Origin of the sequence: Lysinibacillus sp. K60 (assembly GCF_019731275.1) — a bacterium.
In the GTDB taxonomy this organism is placed as follows: domain Bacteria; phylum Bacillota; class Bacilli; order Bacillales_A; family Planococcaceae; genus Lysinibacillus; species Lysinibacillus capsici.
Map to the genome: position 1 here is coordinate 533,555 of NZ_JAASJR010000003.1, position 18,343 is coordinate 551,897.

General features: G+C 41.8%; 17 protein-coding genes. 14 read left to right on the forward strand and 3 right to left on the reverse strand.

What is annotated here, in order from left to right:
• Positions 1-23: 23 nt before the first annotated feature.
• From HCH28_RS09955 to HCH28_RS10010, 12 genes are all read left to right on the forward strand, one after another.
• Complete coding sequence (locus tag HCH28_RS09955) at positions 24-755, forward strand: aspartate/glutamate racemase family protein (RefSeq protein WP_221680805.1); 732 nt, start codon at positions 24-26, stop codon at positions 753-755.
• The gene (locus HCH28_RS09960; protein WP_221680806.1) at positions 724-1,782 is read left to right on the forward strand and encodes a DmpA family aminopeptidase; all 1,059 of its coding nucleotides are present in this window, start codon (positions 724-726) and stop codon (positions 1,780-1,782) included. Before HCH28_RS09955 ends, HCH28_RS09960 begins: the two co-directional genes overlap by 32 nt.
• Positions 1,783-2,181: 399 nt before the next feature.
• Positions 2,182-2,796, forward strand: a complete 615-nt coding sequence (locus HCH28_RS09965) for a M15 family metallopeptidase (RefSeq protein WP_221680807.1) — start codon at positions 2,182-2,184, stop codon at positions 2,794-2,796.
• On the forward strand, positions 2,793-3,587 hold the full coding sequence (locus HCH28_RS09970; RefSeq protein WP_221680808.1) for a M55 family metallopeptidase: 795 nt from the start codon (positions 2,793-2,795) through the stop codon (positions 3,585-3,587). Before HCH28_RS09965 ends, HCH28_RS09970 begins: the two co-directional genes overlap by 4 nt.
• Positions 3,588-4,063: 476 nt before the next feature.
• The gene (locus HCH28_RS09975) at positions 4,064-5,893 is read left to right on the forward strand and encodes a peptide ABC transporter substrate-binding protein (RefSeq protein ID WP_255601020.1); all 1,830 of its coding nucleotides are present in this window, start codon (positions 4,064-4,066) and stop codon (positions 5,891-5,893) included.
• Positions 5,894-5,975: 82 nt separating this feature from the next.
• Positions 5,976-6,920, forward strand: coding sequence for an ABC transporter permease (locus HCH28_RS09980; protein WP_221680810.1), 945 nt, complete (start codon positions 5,976-5,978; stop codon positions 6,918-6,920).
• Positions 6,920-7,894, forward strand: coding sequence for an ABC transporter permease (locus HCH28_RS09985; RefSeq protein ID WP_221680811.1), 975 nt, complete (start codon positions 6,920-6,922; stop codon positions 7,892-7,894). Before HCH28_RS09980 ends, HCH28_RS09985 begins: the two co-directional genes overlap by 1 nt.
• Positions 7,887-8,960, forward strand: a complete 1,074-nt coding sequence (locus HCH28_RS09990) for an ABC transporter ATP-binding protein (protein WP_221680812.1) — start codon at positions 7,887-7,889, stop codon at positions 8,958-8,960. Before HCH28_RS09985 ends, HCH28_RS09990 begins: the two co-directional genes overlap by 8 nt.
• Positions 8,953-9,900, forward strand: coding sequence for an ATP-binding cassette domain-containing protein (locus tag HCH28_RS09995; protein WP_221680813.1), 948 nt, complete (start codon positions 8,953-8,955; stop codon positions 9,898-9,900). Before HCH28_RS09990 ends, HCH28_RS09995 begins: the two co-directional genes overlap by 8 nt.
• Positions 9,897-10,829 carry a S66 peptidase family protein gene (locus HCH28_RS10000; protein ID WP_221680814.1) on the forward strand — a complete coding sequence of 311 codons (933 nt, stop codon included), beginning with the start codon at positions 9,897-9,899 and terminating at the stop codon, positions 10,827-10,829. The genes HCH28_RS09995 and HCH28_RS10000 overlap by 4 nt, the downstream gene beginning before the upstream one ends.
• 7 nt (positions 10,830-10,836) lie before the next feature.
• Positions 10,837-11,649 carry a serine hydrolase gene (locus HCH28_RS10005; RefSeq protein WP_221680815.1) on the forward strand — a complete coding sequence of 271 codons (813 nt, stop codon included), beginning with the start codon at positions 10,837-10,839 and terminating at the stop codon, positions 11,647-11,649.
• On the forward strand, positions 11,618-12,445 hold the full coding sequence (locus HCH28_RS10010; protein ID WP_221680816.1) for a C40 family peptidase: 828 nt from the start codon (positions 11,618-11,620) through the stop codon (positions 12,443-12,445). Before HCH28_RS10005 ends, HCH28_RS10010 begins: the two co-directional genes overlap by 32 nt.
• On the opposite strand, the gene HCH28_RS10015 is transcribed toward HCH28_RS10010, so the two are convergent.
• The 3 genes from HCH28_RS10015 to HCH28_RS10025 form a co-directional block, all read right to left on the reverse strand.
• Entirely contained in the window at positions 12,446-12,862 is a 417-nt protein-coding gene (locus HCH28_RS10015) for a hypothetical protein (RefSeq protein WP_221680817.1), read from the reverse strand.
• A gap of 106 nt (positions 12,863-12,968) precedes the next feature.
• Positions 12,969-13,727: a glucosaminidase domain-containing protein gene (locus HCH28_RS10020; protein WP_048390248.1), complete on the reverse strand. Its 759-nt coding sequence runs from the start codon at positions 13,725-13,727 to the stop codon at positions 12,969-12,971.
• 130 nt (positions 13,728-13,857) lie between these two features.
• Positions 13,858-15,246: a hypothetical protein gene (locus HCH28_RS10025; RefSeq protein ID WP_221680818.1), complete on the reverse strand. Its 1,389-nt coding sequence runs from the start codon at positions 15,244-15,246 to the stop codon at positions 13,858-13,860.
• A 146-nt stretch (positions 15,247-15,392) separates the two neighbouring features.
• Between HCH28_RS10025 and HCH28_RS10030 the strand changes: the two genes are divergently transcribed.
• Together HCH28_RS10030 and HCH28_RS10035 are read left to right on the forward strand one after the other, a co-directional pair.
• Positions 15,393-16,451 carry an AAA family ATPase gene (locus HCH28_RS10030; RefSeq protein ID WP_221680819.1) on the forward strand — a complete coding sequence of 353 codons (1,059 nt, stop codon included), beginning with the start codon at positions 15,393-15,395 and terminating at the stop codon, positions 16,449-16,451.
• Between the two features lie 3 nt (positions 16,452-16,454).
• Complete coding sequence (locus HCH28_RS10035) at positions 16,455-18,251, forward strand: vWA domain-containing protein (RefSeq protein ID WP_221680820.1); 1,797 nt, start codon at positions 16,455-16,457, stop codon at positions 18,249-18,251.
• Positions 18,252-18,343 lie beyond the last annotated feature (92 nt).

Here is an 18,343-nt window from a genome sequence, read left to right on the forward strand (position 1 = left end):
AGAAAAAAAGGAGTGGTGTAGACATGAAAACAATCGGCTTAATTGGTGGGATGAGCTGGGAGTCATCTGCTGAATATTACAGACTTATCAATGAACAGGTTAAACATAGACTAGGGGGCTTACACTCTGCGAAATGTATTTTGTTTAGTGTAGATTTCCAGCAAATTGAGCATTTTCAAGCTAACGGTGAGTGGGACAAAGCAGGTGAGGTGCTAGCTCAAGCTGCACAAGCACTGGAGCGGGCAGGTGCAGACCTAGTCATCATTTGTACCAATACAATGCATAAGGTCATTGATGTTATCGAGCCTGCTATAACCATTCCTATTTTACATATTGCGGATGCCACAGCTAAGCAAATCAAAGAAGCGGGGCTACAGAAAATAGCGCTTCTTGGCACAAAATACACAATGGAGCAAGCGTTTTATAAGGCAAGGGTAGAAAGCTTTGGCATAGAGGTGATCGTGCCTGACAGCAACGACCGAATGGAAGTAAACCGAATTATTTACGATGAATTGTGTCTTGGCACCATTGTACCAGCATCTAAAACGTACTATAGCCAAGTGATCGAGGAGCTTGTACATGCGGGGGCACAAGGGGTAATTTTGGGCTGCACAGAAATCGGCTTATTGATTCAGCAGGAGGATGTCAGCATTCCGGTGTTTGATACAACGGCGATCCATGCACAGGCTGCTGTATTAATGGCGATTCAGGAGGAGGCATACTATGCAGGGAAAAGTAAGACAATTGGGCATTGAAATTGGTATGTTACCAGTTGGGCAGAAAAACTGCATCACCGATGTAGAAGGAGTCCAAGTGGGACATGTGACATTGGATGAGCCATTAGATCAGAATGGGGCCTATGCGTGTACAGGCGTTACAGCCATTTTACCGCATGGAGGCAATGTATTTCAGGAAAAGGTAACAGCGGCAAGCTATGTACTAAATGGCTTTGGGAAAACAACGGGACTTGTGCAAGTGAATGAACTAGGTGTACTGGAATCGCCCATTATGTTAACCAATACTTTTGGCGTACCAGCTGTTACACAAGGTACATTAAGCTATATGCTTGATAGGAATGAAGACATTGGACTGACAACAGGAACCATTAATCTCGTTGTAGGCGAGTGTAATGATAGTTATCTTAATTCGATTCGAGCTTGTCCAGTGACACCTGCGCATGCCATAGAAGCCATTCGCCAAGCCTCTACAAAGACGGCACAGGAAGGCGCTGTTGGTGCAGGAAAGGGGATGATGTGTTTCGGCTATAAAGGAGGAATTGGTTCTTCCTCTCGCATCGTCAAAGTAGAATCAAATGAAGTGAACTATACAGTAGGCTGTCTAGTTCTTAGTAATTTTGGACAAGGCGGGGAGTTTTTAGCTGAGCATTACAAAGTCTCAACTACGCAAAACCAATCTATCTTATCACCAACAGATGGCTCCATTATCATTGTCCTTGCGACAGATGCCCCACTAAGTAGTCGACAATTGACACGTGTCATTAAACGCTGTGGTATCGGTTTAGGACGGACAGGCAGTCATTTTTCACATGGTAGTGGTGACATTGTGATTGGCTTCACGACGGCACATAGTATTCCTCATACCGCTGATCAGCTTATTGAGACAAGAATTCAGCTTCGTGAGGATCAACCCATCATGAATCAACTGTTTACAGCCGCAGCGGAAGCGACTGAGGAAGCGATACTGAATTCGTTATCGCAGGCACAGACAACAACTGGCCGCAATGGTCATACTGTACAAGCTTACTCCTTTCATCAGGCATAAAAGAAAAAGCCATTGAAACAGTGTTTCAATGGGTTTTTTTAGGTAACCAAACAGGATTCGTTAATTTTTTAGCATGAGCGAGCTATAAGATGAATAAAATCCTTAATTAGAGGATATAAGTGGTTTTTTGACCCGTCAATTGCTGGAATATGTATCATTATAAGAGTATATCCATTATTTTGTAATTATTCTTTTTTTATCTAGTCAATGATAGGGAGATGTGATAATATTCAACTTAAAAAACTGAATTATCTAACTATTTAAAGAGGGGGTTCCGTTATTATTAATCTTTTTCAACCAATAGCACCCTCTCTAAATGGAAGCCCCTCGCCATCACCAGTTGTATGTGAAAACAATGAGCCGCTTATCCAGCTTACAGGTGCTCATCCTAGGGTATTTATGAAGCCAATCTACTATCAGCAACAGATTTCTAATAGTTTACACGTTATTTATGTAAGAGAAGGTGTCTATGAGCGTTTGCAACAGGTATTAACATTATTACCTCAAGAGTATGGCTTATTACTTTATGATGGCTATCGCCCATTTCAAGTACAGCAGTATCTGTTCAGCCATTTTTCTCAGCAATTAGCAAAAAGGATGCCGCAGTTAACACCACAAGAGATTATGCAGGCGACCAAAAAATATGTAGCATTTCCAAGTAAAGATGCAGCCCATTTAGCCCCCCATTTAACAGGGGGTGCCATCGATGTAACACTGGCTGATGTTCATGGTAAAGCCCTCGATCTTGGGACAGCGTTTGATGAAATGAATGAAAAATCAGCGACCCGTTATTTTGAACAGCATACGCAAGAAAATCCGCTTGCCTGTCAGCACCGACGTTTGCTGTATAACTGTATGACACTTGCTGGATTTACGAACTATGCAGAGGAATGGTGGCATTACGATTATGGCAATGTGGCATGGGCTAGACGTGTTTATGCACAGGTAGCTCATTACGGAGCAGTACACGCAACAATTCAAAATCACAATGTAAAGGAGTTTCGATTTCTATGAAAGTTTATATTAGTGCAGATATTGAAGGGATTACAGGTACAACTTCGTGGAGTGAGACCGAGTTAAACGCACCTGACTATCAGTTTTTTCAAAGACAAATGACGCGAGAAGTAGAAGCTGCCATTGAAGGAGCGATAGCAGGGGGAGCAACTGAAATTTTATTAAAGGACGCACATGATTCAGCCCGCAATCTAGACATTTCTAATTTACCAATCAACTGTAAAGTCATCCGTGGCTGGACATATGATCCTATGTGTATGGTAGCAGGTCTCGATCGAAGCTTTGACCGTGCTATTTTTATTGGTTATCACAGCAAGGGTGGCAGTGAGCGTAACCCACTAGCCCACACGCTTTGCACATACGCAGATGTCAAAATTAATGGCGAATATGCGAGCGAATTTCTGATCAATACGTATGCAGCAGCGTTACACGATGTGCCCGTGTCCTTCGTAAGTGGGGATGTGGGGTTGACAGAAGAGATTCAGGCGATAAATGAACACATTGTCACGTTTGCTACAAAGGAAGGCATCGGCAATGCGACGATTAGTGTCAGTCCACAACTAACCATAATGGAAACCAAGCGACTGGTAGAGTCTTCTATGAAGATCCCTCGTGCCGCATTACAGGTAACGTTGCCAGAACACTTTATGGTAGAGATTATTTATCGTGACCATACAAGAGCCTATCGCAATTCATTTTATCCAAATGCCAAATTCAAACCACATAATACCGTGGAGTTCTTGACCCATGATTTTTATGAGGTGCTGCGTGTCCTGCAATTTTTAACATGATGGAAAGGTCTAGTGGGAGCTTTTACATCAAGTGAGGATTTTATTTCTTGAAAGGTGAGAAGTGATCCATTTGGTGAGGGACCCGCTCATGAAAGTGTGAGAAGTGATCAAAAAAGTGGTGTACCCGCTCACAAAGACAGGAGAAGTGATCAAAAGGTTGAGAGACCCGCTCATAATCACGTGAAAAGTGATCAAAAAATCGAAGAACCCGCTCACATATAGCTGAAAAGCGCTTAATCAAGTATAACCCCACATAAACGGATAATTAAAAAGCAGTGGGACACGCTGTCTGAGTGGTTTGATAGTTGATAGAACCGACAATTTAATCTCATAACCGTGACAACGAGTATGTACCGTTGTTCATTTCATCGATAGATGGTCGAATTAGACAGACCTAGCTTATGTTTGAATGATCCTAGGGAAGGTGCAATCCATCCTACCAATAGGATTTTCATTATAAAAAGATGACTAGGGGGATGCTTGTGAGAAAATATTGGTTGCTGTTCGTATGTCTGGTCGTATTATTTTGTGTAGCCTGTAATGACAAGTCAGCGAGTGAAAAAGCATCAGAATATCGAGTGGTGTATTCAGGGGAAATTAAAACGTTAAATTATTTAAAGACGTCAGAAACAAATGAATTTGCGGTGGCTGCGAATATGGTGGATGGGCTCATTGAATATGACAGCTATGGGGTGGTCCAGCCAGGATTAGCGAAAGAGTGGTCCTCGAATGAGGATGCTACGGTGTGGACATTCAAATTGCGTGATGACGCAAAATGGGTAACACATGAGGGCAAGGAATATGCAGCTGTTGTAGCACAAGACTTTGTGGATGGCTTACACTATGTGCTTGATGCTAAAAATGAATCATCGACAGCTTGGATTGCGACGGTGGTGAAAAATGGGGAAGCTTTCTATAATGGCGAGATGAACGATTTCAAGGAAGTAGGCATAAAGGCGCTAGATGAACATACAGTAGAATATACTTTAGAGGCGCCGACACCCTATTTTCTTTCTATGTTGAATTATGTTTGTTTCTTCCCTGTAAATGGCAAGTTCATTGCGGAAAAAGGAGAGGATTTTGGCACAACACGTGAAAACTTCCTCTATAACGGTGCCTATATTTTAGATAAATTTGAGCCACAAAATGAACGCGTTCTTGTGAAAAATGAAACGTACTGGGATAAAGACAAGGTGCTGATTGATCGTATTCGCTATAAATACAATAAAGAAGCGGCAACTGTGGCGCCTGAGCTGTTTTTACGTGGCGAAATCGATTCGGCTAGTATCCCTACCTCTATCATTGATGAATGGTTTAAAGATGAAAAGAAAAAATCTCAGGTTCGTCAAACACAAAATAACTTCTATACCTACTTTTATGCACTCAACTTCAACCCACAGTTTGACGCACAATACGAGCCTGATAACTGGAAAATCGCCGTCAATAATAAAGATTTCCGCAAATCCTTATTCCATGCGCTTGATCGTGTGTCCGCGATGCTAACGGTTGAATCATATAATCCAGCAGATTTGTTGAGCAATACCATTACACCAAAAAACTTTGTTGATGTGGAAGGCGTGGATTATACACAACTAGCACCACTTACATCCATTTCCAATGAGGATTCCTTCAATAAAGAGCTGGCCCTGGAGTATAAAGAAAAAGCAAAAACCGCATTAGCGGGTAAAGCTACATTCCCTGTGAAAGTATTAATGCCTTATAACGCTGGTATGCCGGATTGGGCTAATCGCTCTCAAGTAGTCGAGCAGCAAATGGAAAAACTACTAGGGACAGATTATGTCGACATTATTGTAGAGGCTGGTCCATCCACAGGCTTCTTATCAGAGGTACGTCGTCCAGGTAAATTTGCACTCTTAGAGGCGAACTGGGGTCCTGACTTTGCAGATCCATCTACGTATACAGATCCTTTCACAGTAGATGGTACTTACAATAAACCAGAATTAGCAGAGGGCTATAAAGAGGCGAATGGTAAAACAACTTATCAAAATCTTGTGGATCAAGCGAAAGAAACAATTGACACAGCCAAACGCTATGAGTTATTTGCGAAGGCAGAAGCATTTTTAATTGATGAAGCCTTTGTTATTCCATATTCAGTTGGTGGAAGTGGCTATATGGCATCTAAATTAAATCCATTCGAGGCGCAATATTCGCCATTTGGTGTAACGGCAGAGAAATTTAAAGGCCAGCAGGTGTTAGAAAAGCCGATGAGTAATGAAGAATTTAAAAAAGCGCTTGCCGAATGGGAGCAAGAACGTGCGGAAGCACTAGCCAATGCTGAAAAGTAGTAGAATTTCGTAGATGAAAAGGAGATACCGAAAAGAATAGTCGGCATCTCCTTTCGTCTTTTTGACAAAGGAGGATGGCGCGATGTTGCAGTATATAGGAAAACGACTCTTACAATCTGTTTTAACCCTTTTTATTATCATCACCATTGTCTTTTCATTATTACGGCTAATGCCAGAGGAAGGCTATTTAGGAGCGGCAGCCGATAAAATGTCACCTGCTCAGCAGGAAATTTACTTAACAAATCTAGGCTTGCGAGACCCAATGCTCGTCCAACTGGGGAATTTTTACAAGAATTTAATGCAGGGGGATTTGGGCAAATCAGTGACTTATCGTACCGATGTCCCAGTAGTGACGATTATTGCAGATAAAATCACGTATTCTCTGCTCTTTGGTTTAGGAGCCGTCGCTTTATCACTCCTGATTGGTGTGCCGTTAGGAATAATGATGGCCTATCGTAAGGGACGTTGGTTGGATCGACTTGGGACAGGCTACATCGTATTTGTTGTTGCAGTCCCAGCAGCCGTTTATTACTTAGTTATTCAAATGTATATTACAGAACTCTTTCAATTACCGATGCTGTTTGATGAATACAGGCCGGTTACTTGGATTCTTCCACTTACGTCAATGGCATTGGCTCCAACTGCCTCCTACGCGATGTGGATGCGACGCTATATGGTGGATGAACTGAACAAGGACTATATTAAGCTAGCTAGGGCAAAGGGCGTAAAGGAGCGGACATTGATGTTCAAGCATGTATTACGTAATGCCTTTATTCCCATGGCACAATATTTACCTGCAACGATTCTGTTTACGATAACAGGCTCGATCTATATAGAGTCGTTGTATTCCATTCCGGGGATGGGGGGCTTACTTGTGGATGCTATTCAGCGACAGGATAATACGATTGTGCAAGGCCTAGTGTTAGTGTTCTCTTCCCTGGGTATCATTGGTCTTGTTTTGGGGGATATTGCCATGGCACTTGTCGACCCTCGTATTAAATTAGGCAAGGGAGGGGGTGTGCGTTAATGGGGATGTATACAGATGAAATCAATAATATTTCAAATAAATCGCGTGAAACCTTGTTTGAATTTGCTGAAGTAGATGCAAGGCAGGCGGAGGAAACGGGCTATTCAAATTATTCTTATTGGCGGTCTACATGGCAATCCTTTTTGAAAAATCGACTGGCCGTTTTTTTATTAGTTGGGGTGATCATCATTGTTGGCTTTACGATTCTACAACCCTATTTACCAGCGCAAAAATCACCAACTAAAATTTACTTGGATGAACAAACGGGGATGCAGGCACGTAATATGGTACCTAATGCAGAATTTTGGTTTGGTACGAATTCAATTGGTCAGGATTTATGGTCTCGTATTTGGGCAGGCACACGGACATCCCTCTTTATCGGCTGTGTTGTAGCTTTAGTGGAGGCAGTTGTGGGGATTACAATCGGTACGCTGTGGGGCTTTTCAAGGAAATTAGAAGCGCCTATAACACAGCTTTATAATGTTGTCGATAATATCCCCACGACCATTGTGCTCATTTTAATGTCCTATATCTTACGGCCAAGTATTTCAACAATTATTATTGCTATGTGTATTACGGGGTGGGTGGAAATGGCGAGGTTTATCCGCAATCAAATTGTTATTTTGCGTGACCGCGAATACAATCTAGCCTCAAAGTGCTTAGGCACACCTGATTATCGTATTATCCTAAAAAATCTATTACCTTATTTAATTTCTGTCATTATGCTACGCATGAGCTTAGCGATACCCTTTGCAATTGGGGCCGAAGTCTTTTTAACGTATATCGGCTTAGGGCTTCCGATCAGTGAGCCATCCTTAGGAAATTTAATTAATGAAGGACGTGTCCTTATGATGTCACCAGATCTACGTTATCAGCTTATTTTCCCAAGTATTGTACTAAGCGTTATTACGATCGCATTTTATATTATTGGTAATTCCTTTGCAGATGCAGCAGATCCGAAAAACCATGTATAAGGAGAGGAAGCGAGTGACATTGAAAAAATCACGCATATTAGGCATTCAAAATTTAGTGATTCAGTTTACGCTACGTGGTCGAGTTTTAACAGCGATTCGCGATATTTCACTCGACCTCTACAAGGGAGAAAGTTTAGCCATTGTGGGCGAATCAGGTTCGGGTAAATCCGTGCTGATGAAATCCATTATGGGCTTGCTTGATAAAAATGGTCGCATTAAGCAGGGACAAATTATTTACAATGCACAGGATTTAGGCAAGTTCACAACAGAGCAAGAATGGCTAGGGATTCGTGGCAAGGAAATAGCGATGGTGACACAGGATCCGATGACATCGTTAAACCCGCTCAAAACCATTGGAAAGCAAATTGAAGAATGTGTGGTTATGCATCAGGGCTTAAGAGGCAAAGAAGCCTATGCGGAAACACTAAAGCTGTTAACAGATGTCGGCATTACCGATGTGCAAAAGCGCTATAAGCAATACCCACATGAATTTTCAGGAGGGATGCGCCAACGCATCGTTATTGCGATTGCGATTGCCTGTAAGCCGAATATTTTAATATGTGATGAGCCAACGACAGCTTTGGATGTAACCATTCAGGCACAAATTTTACAGCTCTTAAAAAGTCTTCAGCAAAAATACGACTTAACAATCGTCTATATTACGCATGATTTAGGTGTAGTCGCAAAAGTGGCTGACCGTATTGCCGTAATGTACGCGGGCGATGTCATCGAGGTTGGGGAAACACATGAAATTTTCTTTCATAGCAGGCATCCTTATACGTGGGCGCTGATTTCCTCCTTACCACAGCTTGGCTCAAAGGGAGAACAATTGTATTCCATTAAGGGCACGCCTCCTAATCTATTTCAAGAAATCAAAGGTGATGGTTTTGCGCCACGCAATCCATATGCACTAAAAATTGACTTTATCGAGCGACCTCCTTTTTTTCAGGTCAGTGATACTCATTATGCGCGAACATGGTTGTTAGATCCACTGGCGCCAAAGGTAGAGCCTCCAGCAGCCTTACAAGCATTTTTTGCAGAGGGGAGGCAGTATGCGAATGACTGATAAAGAGGTGCTTGTAGAAGTAAAAAATTTATCTGTTGTTTTTGGCAAAGGAAAAAATAAGTTTACAGCCATTGATGATGTCAGCTTTCAAATTTTTAAAGGCGAAACATTTGGCATTGTAGGTGAATCAGGCTCAGGGAAGACAACGATTGGTCGAGCGATTATGCGCATCAATGAGGTCACAGAGGGACAAATTTTGTACCATGGCAAAAGTATTCAGGGGAAAATACCTAAAGATTGGGATAGAGAAATTACGCAAAAAATCCAAATGATATTCCAGGACCCTATGGCATCTTTAAATGAACGAGCAAAAGTAGATTATATTGTCTCAGAGGGCTTATACCCTTCGAAAAAATATAAAGATGAGGCAGATCGACAACAAAAGGTGCGCGATGCGTTATTGAACGTTGGGCTACTTCCAGAGTTCTCAAGCCGCTTTCCGCATGAGTTTTCAGGAGGTCAACGCCAACGTATTGGTATTGCTCGGGCTTTAGTGATGGAGCCTGAATTTATTATTGCAGATGAGCCAATATCTGCCTTGGACGTGTCCATTCGAGCGCAAGTATTAAATTTATTAGCAAGCCTTCAACAGCAAAATCATTTAACGTTTTTATTTATTGCCCATGATTTATCGATTGTCCGTTTTATTACGGATCGTACGGCGGTCATTTATAAGGGGAAAATTGTGGAGCTAGCGGAAACAGAAAAGCTTTTTGCTCATCCGCTGCATCCTTACACAAGGGCTTTGTTATCAGCAGTACCAGAGCCAAATCCCTATAAGGAGCGGGAGAAAGTTGTAGAAGTGTATGATCCGTCACAGCATCGTTATGATGAGAACCCCCCCTCATTTGTTGAAATAGAGGAAGGTCATTTTATTTTAGCTAATGAAGAGGAACTTGCCGAGTATCGTACTTCACTGAAAAGGGAGGAAAAGATATGATTTGTCCAAAGGCATTGAAAAAGGGTGACACAATTGGTCTTATTAGTGCTTCTGGAGCAACGCCACCCGAAAAGCTGCAACCTGCTATTGCTAGTATCGAAAAGCTAGGGCTCAATGTAGTCGTTGGGGAGACCTGTCACGCAAGACATGGCTATTTAGCAGGCACAGATGATTTACGGGTAGCAGATGTTCATCGTATGTTTGGTGATCCAATGATTGATGGCATTTTTTGTATACGTGGGGGTTATGGTGCGACGAAAATTCTAGCCCAATTAGACTTTGATTTGATAAGTGCCAATCCAAAAGTATTTGCTGGCTATAGTGATGTGACCGCTCTACATATAGCTTTTAATCAGCTATGTGGCTTTGTAACCTATCATACGCCGATGCCATCCACAGAATTTATTAGACAGGAGATGGATGACTATACTTGGCAGTCGTTCATTCAGCTGATTATGGAGAATGAAAGAAAGGCGTACTACTTAAAAAATCCTTCTCACCAGCCTATGTCCACACTGGTTCCTGGGAGCGCTTCAGGTCAACTCATCGGTGGCAACTTAACATTAGTGACAGCTTCACTAGGCACACCCTATGAAATTGATACACGAGGTAAGATTCTGTTTTTAGAAGATATCGATGAAACGGAGCAACGGGTGGATCGTATGCTGACACAATTAAAACTGGCAGGAAAGCTAGATGATGTGGCAGGCATTTTATTGGGCGCTTGGACAAATTGCGAACCTGAAAATCCCGAGCAGCCAGCACACAGCTTATCATTACAAACTATTTTTCAAGAAATTCTAATGCCTTTAGGGAAGCCTATTATTGCTGATTTGGCATGTGGTCATTGTTTACCAACGATGTCGCTTCCTTTAGGAAGAACCATCAAGATGGATGCGGACAATCAGCGTATCCATGTAGTTGGATAGGTGGTCTATGGAGCAGAGAATTACGACACTTATTCAAGAATCGCCCTACAAGGTACATTTGTTTATTAAAAATCTAACAACGAATCAGTTACTCATTGGTCATCAGCTAGAGGCTTCATTTTCAAGTGCTAGTTTAATCAAAGTGCCGATCCTGTTAGCCTTGCTCTCACATATAGAGAAAAACAAATTATCACTTGATTCTACGCTTATGATTTCACCAGCTGATTGGGTGGATTTTAGTGTGATTAGTGAACAAAGGCTTACACAAAGCACTTTCTATGATCTGCTAGTGTGGATGATTATTACAAGCGATAATACAGCCACGAACGTCTTAATCAATGTAGTTGGCATGGCATATTTGAATGCCTATTTTCAGCATATCGGTTTACAGGATACATTGCTACAGCGAAAAATGATGGATGTGGATCGGCTAGCAAAGGGCGTAGATAATCGCACATCAGCAAGGGATATGGCGCATCTTTATACACGTATCTATCAGCAAGAGCTTTTATCGCCTCCTTACAATAAGCTAGTCATTGATATTTTAAGCCGTCAGCGTGTACATGACTCCCTAAAGCGTTATCTAATAGATGATGTGAGGCTGGCACATAAAACAGGCGGACTAGATACCATCGATCATGATGTAGGGATATTTTACACGAATGCAGTCGATTATAGTATGGGTGTTTTTATAACAAATGTAACGGACAATGATCAGGCGCGCCAACTCATTGGTCGTCTATCGAAAGTTGTCTATGACCAGCTAGTGAAGCGGAAGGGGGAGAAGGATGAAGGCTATCGTTACAGCCATGATTGCTAGCCTGCATGCCATGCCAGATAAAGCTTCTGAATTAGTCGATGAAGTGCTTTATGGGATGACCGTCGAGATCATCAGGGATGTCAATGACGCATGGGTTTCTATTCGAACGGCCTATCGTTACGAGGGGTATTGTCAGAAGGCAGATTTACTACAAGAGGAGGCTCTTGCGTCTACATGGCAACAAGAGGCACAGTATGTAATCTGTCAAAGCTTTGCAGATGTTTTGCAGCAGCCACGTATTCAAAGTACAAAGCTGCTAACGCTTGTTAGAGGCTCTTCCATTCGTGTCATGTCAGACGATGCAGTACCTGAAGAATGGTCAGCCGTACAGCTAGTGGCAGGGCAAATAGGGTACGTTCGAACAAAATGGCTACAGCCTAAAATAACAGTACAGTCATTATCAGAGAAGCAGTTCCGAGAAAATGTGGTGGACACAGCGCTTAGCTATTTAACGGCTCCTTATCGATGGGGTGGCAAATCGCCAGTAGGTATTGATTGCTCTGGTCTATGTTCGATGGCCTATATGTTAAACGGTGTCTATATTTATCGTGATGCCCGAATAGTAGAGGGCTTCCCTATCGTTAACATAGACCAAGACCAAATGCAGATGGGTGATTTAATCTATTTTCCAGGCCATATTGCTTTATACATGGGCGATGATTTGTATGTCCATTCATCGTTAGGTGGGAATGAAGTAACGATTAATAGTTTAGATGCCAAACATCCCCTCTATCGACAGGATTTAGCCACGACCATACTAGCAGTAGGTACTTTATATAACTCACAGAAGGACTAGTTAAGCTTTTTTAAAGGTCAGTCCCATTTTGAGGATGATAAATGTACTGAGATGGACCAGTACTAACACGATGAACTGCCATAGCCCAATTAAAAATGTACTCATGCATAAATCAAAGACTGCTTCACCTGGAGGCATATCTGGATAGGGCTCTAGTTGCCCGTAATGCCACACAAAATAACAGGCTATAGAAGTGGCCTGTCCGGCATAGATAAAGCTCCAATGGATAGAAGCTGCTACTCTTGGCCAACTACAACATAGTAAGAGGTTCGATAAAATAATAAGAGTGGGCAAAATAATAAGATAAAAGGAACCCTCTGCTATTTTTGTTATGAAATATAGGTTGTAGCTAAGCTGAATCAATGGCAATAGCACAAGGTTAACGGCGAGAAGACTGAGCAATTGTGTACGCTTCACTGTGTTCCTATCCTTTCCGTATTTTTACACTAAGACGTTTTGACAAACGAATTAGTTTCATGAGAAAAAACGTCCATACTCCTAGATGAGTCATGGACGTTTTGTGTTAATAATGATAAATATTGAGTTGCTGGCCTGCTTCAAGTCGTTCTGTTCGAAGCTGATTCCATTGCTTAAGTGATGTCACTTTCACATTATAGGCTTCGGCAATCTTCATAAGTGAATCGCCATCAGCCACCGTGATGGTTTTCTTATCTTTTACAGGACTATCATATTGTTGAAGGTCATATTTTGCGATCAATGTATTTAATTTTTCATTGTAAGCCGAATCAGTTGCATAGGAGCCTGTTAAAAACTTGGTCGCATCTGTATAGGTAGTTGTGTTGCTTTTGAAAACGCCTGCGTAAAAATCTTTATTCCATGAAACGCCATTACGCATTAATTTTACATAATCCTGCATGGATGCTTCATAGGAAGGGTATTTGCGGAAGTCAGCCATGATGGTAGAAAGGTTGCCTGACCCATCATCCTCTGTGGTTTCGAGTGTGACGGAATTATTTTGGTAGCTACCTTTCATTCCAAAAAGATTATAATTAGGGGCAGAGCCAAGTCCACTTTGCCCATGCTCACTTTCTAGAATCGCCTGGGCTATCATCACGGATGCATATAAGTCATTGTCAGCACCAAGATCTCGTGCGGTCTCTGCAATCTCACCGATAAACTCTTCCACACTTGGACGATCATCAATAACCACAGACTCTTCTCTTTCAGTCGTATTAAATAACTGTGTCACCATATAAAACGAAATACAAATAACGACAACGGCAATCATAAGTCCTTTAAAAAAGTTTAGCACGTATTTCATTGTAGCTGGATGTTGGTCGTGACCACATCTCCCTCCCTTCTATTAAAAGTTTAGCTATCTCTCATTATTACAGAGAGTGAAAGAGATGTATAGTTGAATAGACTTCATCATTCATAGAACGTTTCTTGCCTTAATTAGTTCCTAAATCTATCTTAAAATTCTGAGACATAAATTGTTTGAATCTCTCAAAATATCGCTCGGACGCTTCCCATTGAATCGTGTTTAAATAAGATAGCTCTTGTCGACCAAAAACGTTAGGAGGCTGATAGTGGCGAGCAACATAGGATTGATTTTCGAGCGTATAAAAATAATACGCTTCATCAGGCGTCATAATTTCAATGCGAGCATGTATCCTATCGCCTTCATCATCCAAATAGGTTTGACGGAAGCTATAGCATTTGGAACCATCCCACAATCCATCATGTTCATCGTCTAAATCCAGAACCGCAGGATGCTGAAGAATTTGTTGTACATCTCGCACCTCGATACTGTGCAAGTAAAGTTCTGCTACATTGATGCAGGTTAACAACATCAGCCAGTGCTGTTGTAAATCCACTAAATCCTCCTGGGAAGATGCTGTAATATCCCACCATTCAGCTTCTTCATCTAGTGCTTTTGTCAAGAGAGAGACGGATTGATCCTCATTAAGCCAAATAAAATAATGACACTGCGAGGTCAATATATAAATACTATCATTGCGTACATCTCCATCAGCATTGGTATGTGCGCGTTGGATCATAAAATAAACATCCTGTTCCGTCAAATCGAAAGAAGGTTTGTCAGGTGTCATCAGAATACACGAAGTCAGTTTCAGTATGTTTTCCGCATTGATCGAATGGTGCGTGAAATAAATAGGAGCTGCTATTGTCCTTTGAGGAACGCTTGTAAATTGAGTGAGTGCAGAACGCCCTTGTTTTAGAATTTCCACGAGTGAAGTGAAGGAAAAGCCGATGTCATCCTCATCCTCAGGTAAAAATATCTCGTCTACTAATACATCTTCAATACGGATAGGGAGCTCCTGAAAAACGCCATCTCCGTGCCATATATTTACGATACAAGGAATCGACTTCTGACCCTTTACGTTGATGCGATACTCATCATCCTGAACCAATATTGCTGCCTGAAGATTGCCATTAACGATCGTTTCGCCATGGTTGTAGGAGCCACATAATATATTCTCGACTGTCAGATGCCCGTGCACATAGATTTCCTGACCACCTACAGCTATATTTTTAGCGAGTACATTGCCCATCACTATCAGTCCAATTGCCCCATCTGTCTCTAAATTATAGAGGGTGTCTACGGTTAGATGACCATTGATGAAAATGAGAATGGTCTTGTCCTGTTGTGGGAATGGCATATCCCAGTCCAAATCAAGAGAGGGAAGTGTTAAATCCCCCTCATAGTACGCTACTAGATCATCTTCACTAAAATCCTTGTAAAACTTTGCCCACCAAGAGTCTGCTGGAAACCTTTTTGCTAGTTGTGAAATCGCCAAAAACTGAAAGCCATTATGCATAGGTCACGACCTCTCTACTACAATTTTTATTATTTTCTCACAGCTAGTAATTGGCAGTCAATTTCATAGAATGGTAGAGACAAGAATAATTTCTTAGAAAATGGTATTATTAACCTTTAAAACAATAAGTTGAAAGGGCGTTTTGATTGAATACGATTTTTAATGTGACACAAAAACAACTATATGATTTTCTACTGAATGTAGCGACAATAAGACCAGTTTTTATTTGGGGAGCACCTGGCATTGGGAAATCAGCGATTGTTGAAAACTTTGCTAGTGAATTAGGGCTACATTGTGTATCGTTATTGGGCAGTCAGCTAGCACCTGAGGATATTATTGGTGTTCCGCAGATTAAGGATGGCTACAGTGTTTTTTGTCCACCCAAAATGATTGCACGCGATGAACCTTATTGCCTTTTTTTAGATGAATTAAATGCTTGCTCACAGGAAGTACAAAAAGCGTTTTATAGTCTTATTCATGAACGCAGGATTGGAGAGTTTACATTGCCAGAGGGTACGATTGTTATTGGTGCAGGAAATCGGGCTCAGGATAACGCGATTGTTAAGCCGATGTCCTCCGCATTAATCAATCGGATGGTCCATGTTCAGCTTAGGGCATCGCACAAAGATTGGCTTGAATGGGCCTATACACATGAAATACATCCATATGTGATTGAGTATATTCAAATGCGTCCCGATCATTTATGGAGCGAACCTCCGAAAACAGAAGAACCCTTCTCCACGCCTCGTTCATGGCATATGTTAAGTGATTGTTTGTATGCATATGGCAATAGCTTACAAGAACAAACAATTGATCTATTAGCAAGTAGCTGCCTATCCGCGCATACTGCCAGTCAATTTAAAGCCTTTATCAAGCAAGTGCAGAGTAAATATGATCTTGCTAAAATTATTCATGGAGAATTACGTTGGCCCGATCAACCTGATGAAAGAGATTTGCTTTATTTCATGGCACAATCCTTCCGTGCTCAGTTACTGAAGGAGCTTCCGAACGAGCATACGACATTGAAGGGCAATCAACGGCAATTAGCCTTTCGAGCCAAAGACTTGATCAAGGACCTATCATCCATTAGCTTAGAAATTGCACAGATGGTTGTATCAGAGCAAAAGGGTGAAGCATTACCTGCCTGGTTTATGCTGGAGGTTATCCGAGATTTACCTCGTTTAGTAGCCAAAAAGGAAGGGTAGCTTATGGCCAAAAAGAAGAAAGCATCACAACAGGAGCATAAAAATGAGAAAGCTATCGCACGTGGGCATGACATTGTCTGTACACATCCCCTTTTCGAGGCGTTGTGTCATGCTGTTTACATGCAGTACGAAAGTATGCCTCAAAAGGATTGGGCTTACGTTACAAGCGCAGGTGTTATTTATGTGAATCAGGATAAAAAAGGTCAGCCAAATGAATGGGCATATGTGATAGCGCATTGCTTGCTACACCTTGGCTTACATCATCATCAACCAAAAGAGCAGCAGGAGCTGTGGAATATTGCCTGTGACTGCTATATAACAAAATTTTTAGCAGAGCTAAAATTTGGTCAAGCACCAAAGGAAATGAGTAATCCTCTTTTTGAGGCCATTAGCTCTGAGGAAAAATTATATGAAAGATTATTACGGGAAGGTGTACCAGATGATTTGAAAGGCTATAGTACAATGCCAGGCCAAGTGGACTTTGTGATTTCACAAAATCAAACAGGCTATCTTTATCGAGGGAACAGTGATTTCGCTGCATTATTTGCAGAAGGTTTATCGAAAGCCGTGCAAAGTGCCATTCGAGTAGCGGGTGGGGTAGAAAACACATTGGGAGGCACAACGAGGGTAACACAAGCACAACGCGCAAAGGCTTGGTTTATGAGCTCCTATCCCTTATTTGGTGCTTTGGCAGCAGATTTTACAATAATTGAAGACCCACTTATTTGTACAAGAATGGATATCTCGGTCGCAGCCATTGCAGTGGAAACAAAGGAGATTTATTTGAATACGGCTGTGGGAATGACCGATGAGGAAATGCGATTTCTAATGGCACACGAATTGCTGCATGCGGGTTTAAGCCATGCTACCCGCAGACAAGGGCGTGATCCCTACTTATGGAATGTTGCTTGTGATTATGTTATCAATGGCTGGCTCATCGATATGCAAATCGGCGAGATGCCAGCATTTGGCGGGCTATATGATCCAGCATTAAAAGGATTTTCAGCAGAATCTATTTATGATCGTATTGTTACAGATATTAGGATGTATCGCAAATTAAGAACCTTTCGAGGGCAGGGCATAGGCGATATGATCGAAACGAATCCACCAGATTTTTGGGAAGGCAAGGTAGGGGTGGATTTAGATGCTTTTTATAGAAGGGCATTGAGTCAAGGGTTAAGCTATCATTTGACCCAAGAGAGAGGATATCTGCCACAAGGGCTCATTGAGGAAATTCGTAGCCTAGCACAGCCTCCTATTGCCTGGGATGTGGCATTAGCCAAATGGTTTGATCGGATGTTTCAACCGATAGAGAAAGTTAGAACATATACCCGCCCCAGTAGAAGGCAAGCATCGACACCTGATATAGCTAGACCAAGATGGATTCATCAAAGCGGTGAGGAAGATGGACGAACTTTCGCAGTCCTTATTGATACATCAGGCTCCATGGACCGTCTCTTACTAGGAAAAGCACTCGGCACAATAGCGAGCTATAGCATCGCTAGAGATGTCCCCTTTGTTCGCGTTATATTTTGTGATGCTGTTGCCTATGATGCGGGCTATCTAGCACCTGAAGAACTATTAACGAAAGTGAAAGTAAGAGGTAGAGGAGGCACAGTGTTACAGCCTGGTATACAGCTACTTGAAGCAGCACAGGATTTTCCCAAGGATGGTCCTATTCTGATTATTACAGATGGACAATGTGATCGTTTAGCCATTAAAAGACAGCATGCCTTCGTACTACCACAGGGGGCCAAGCTACCGTTTGTGCCTAAAGGCGAAGTATTTAGAATGAAATAGTTTCATCTATCTACAAATGTTTGAAATAATTTTTGTTGGTGAAATATAAAAAGTGAACGCATTTCATGAGCACATTTTAAAGGAGATGACAG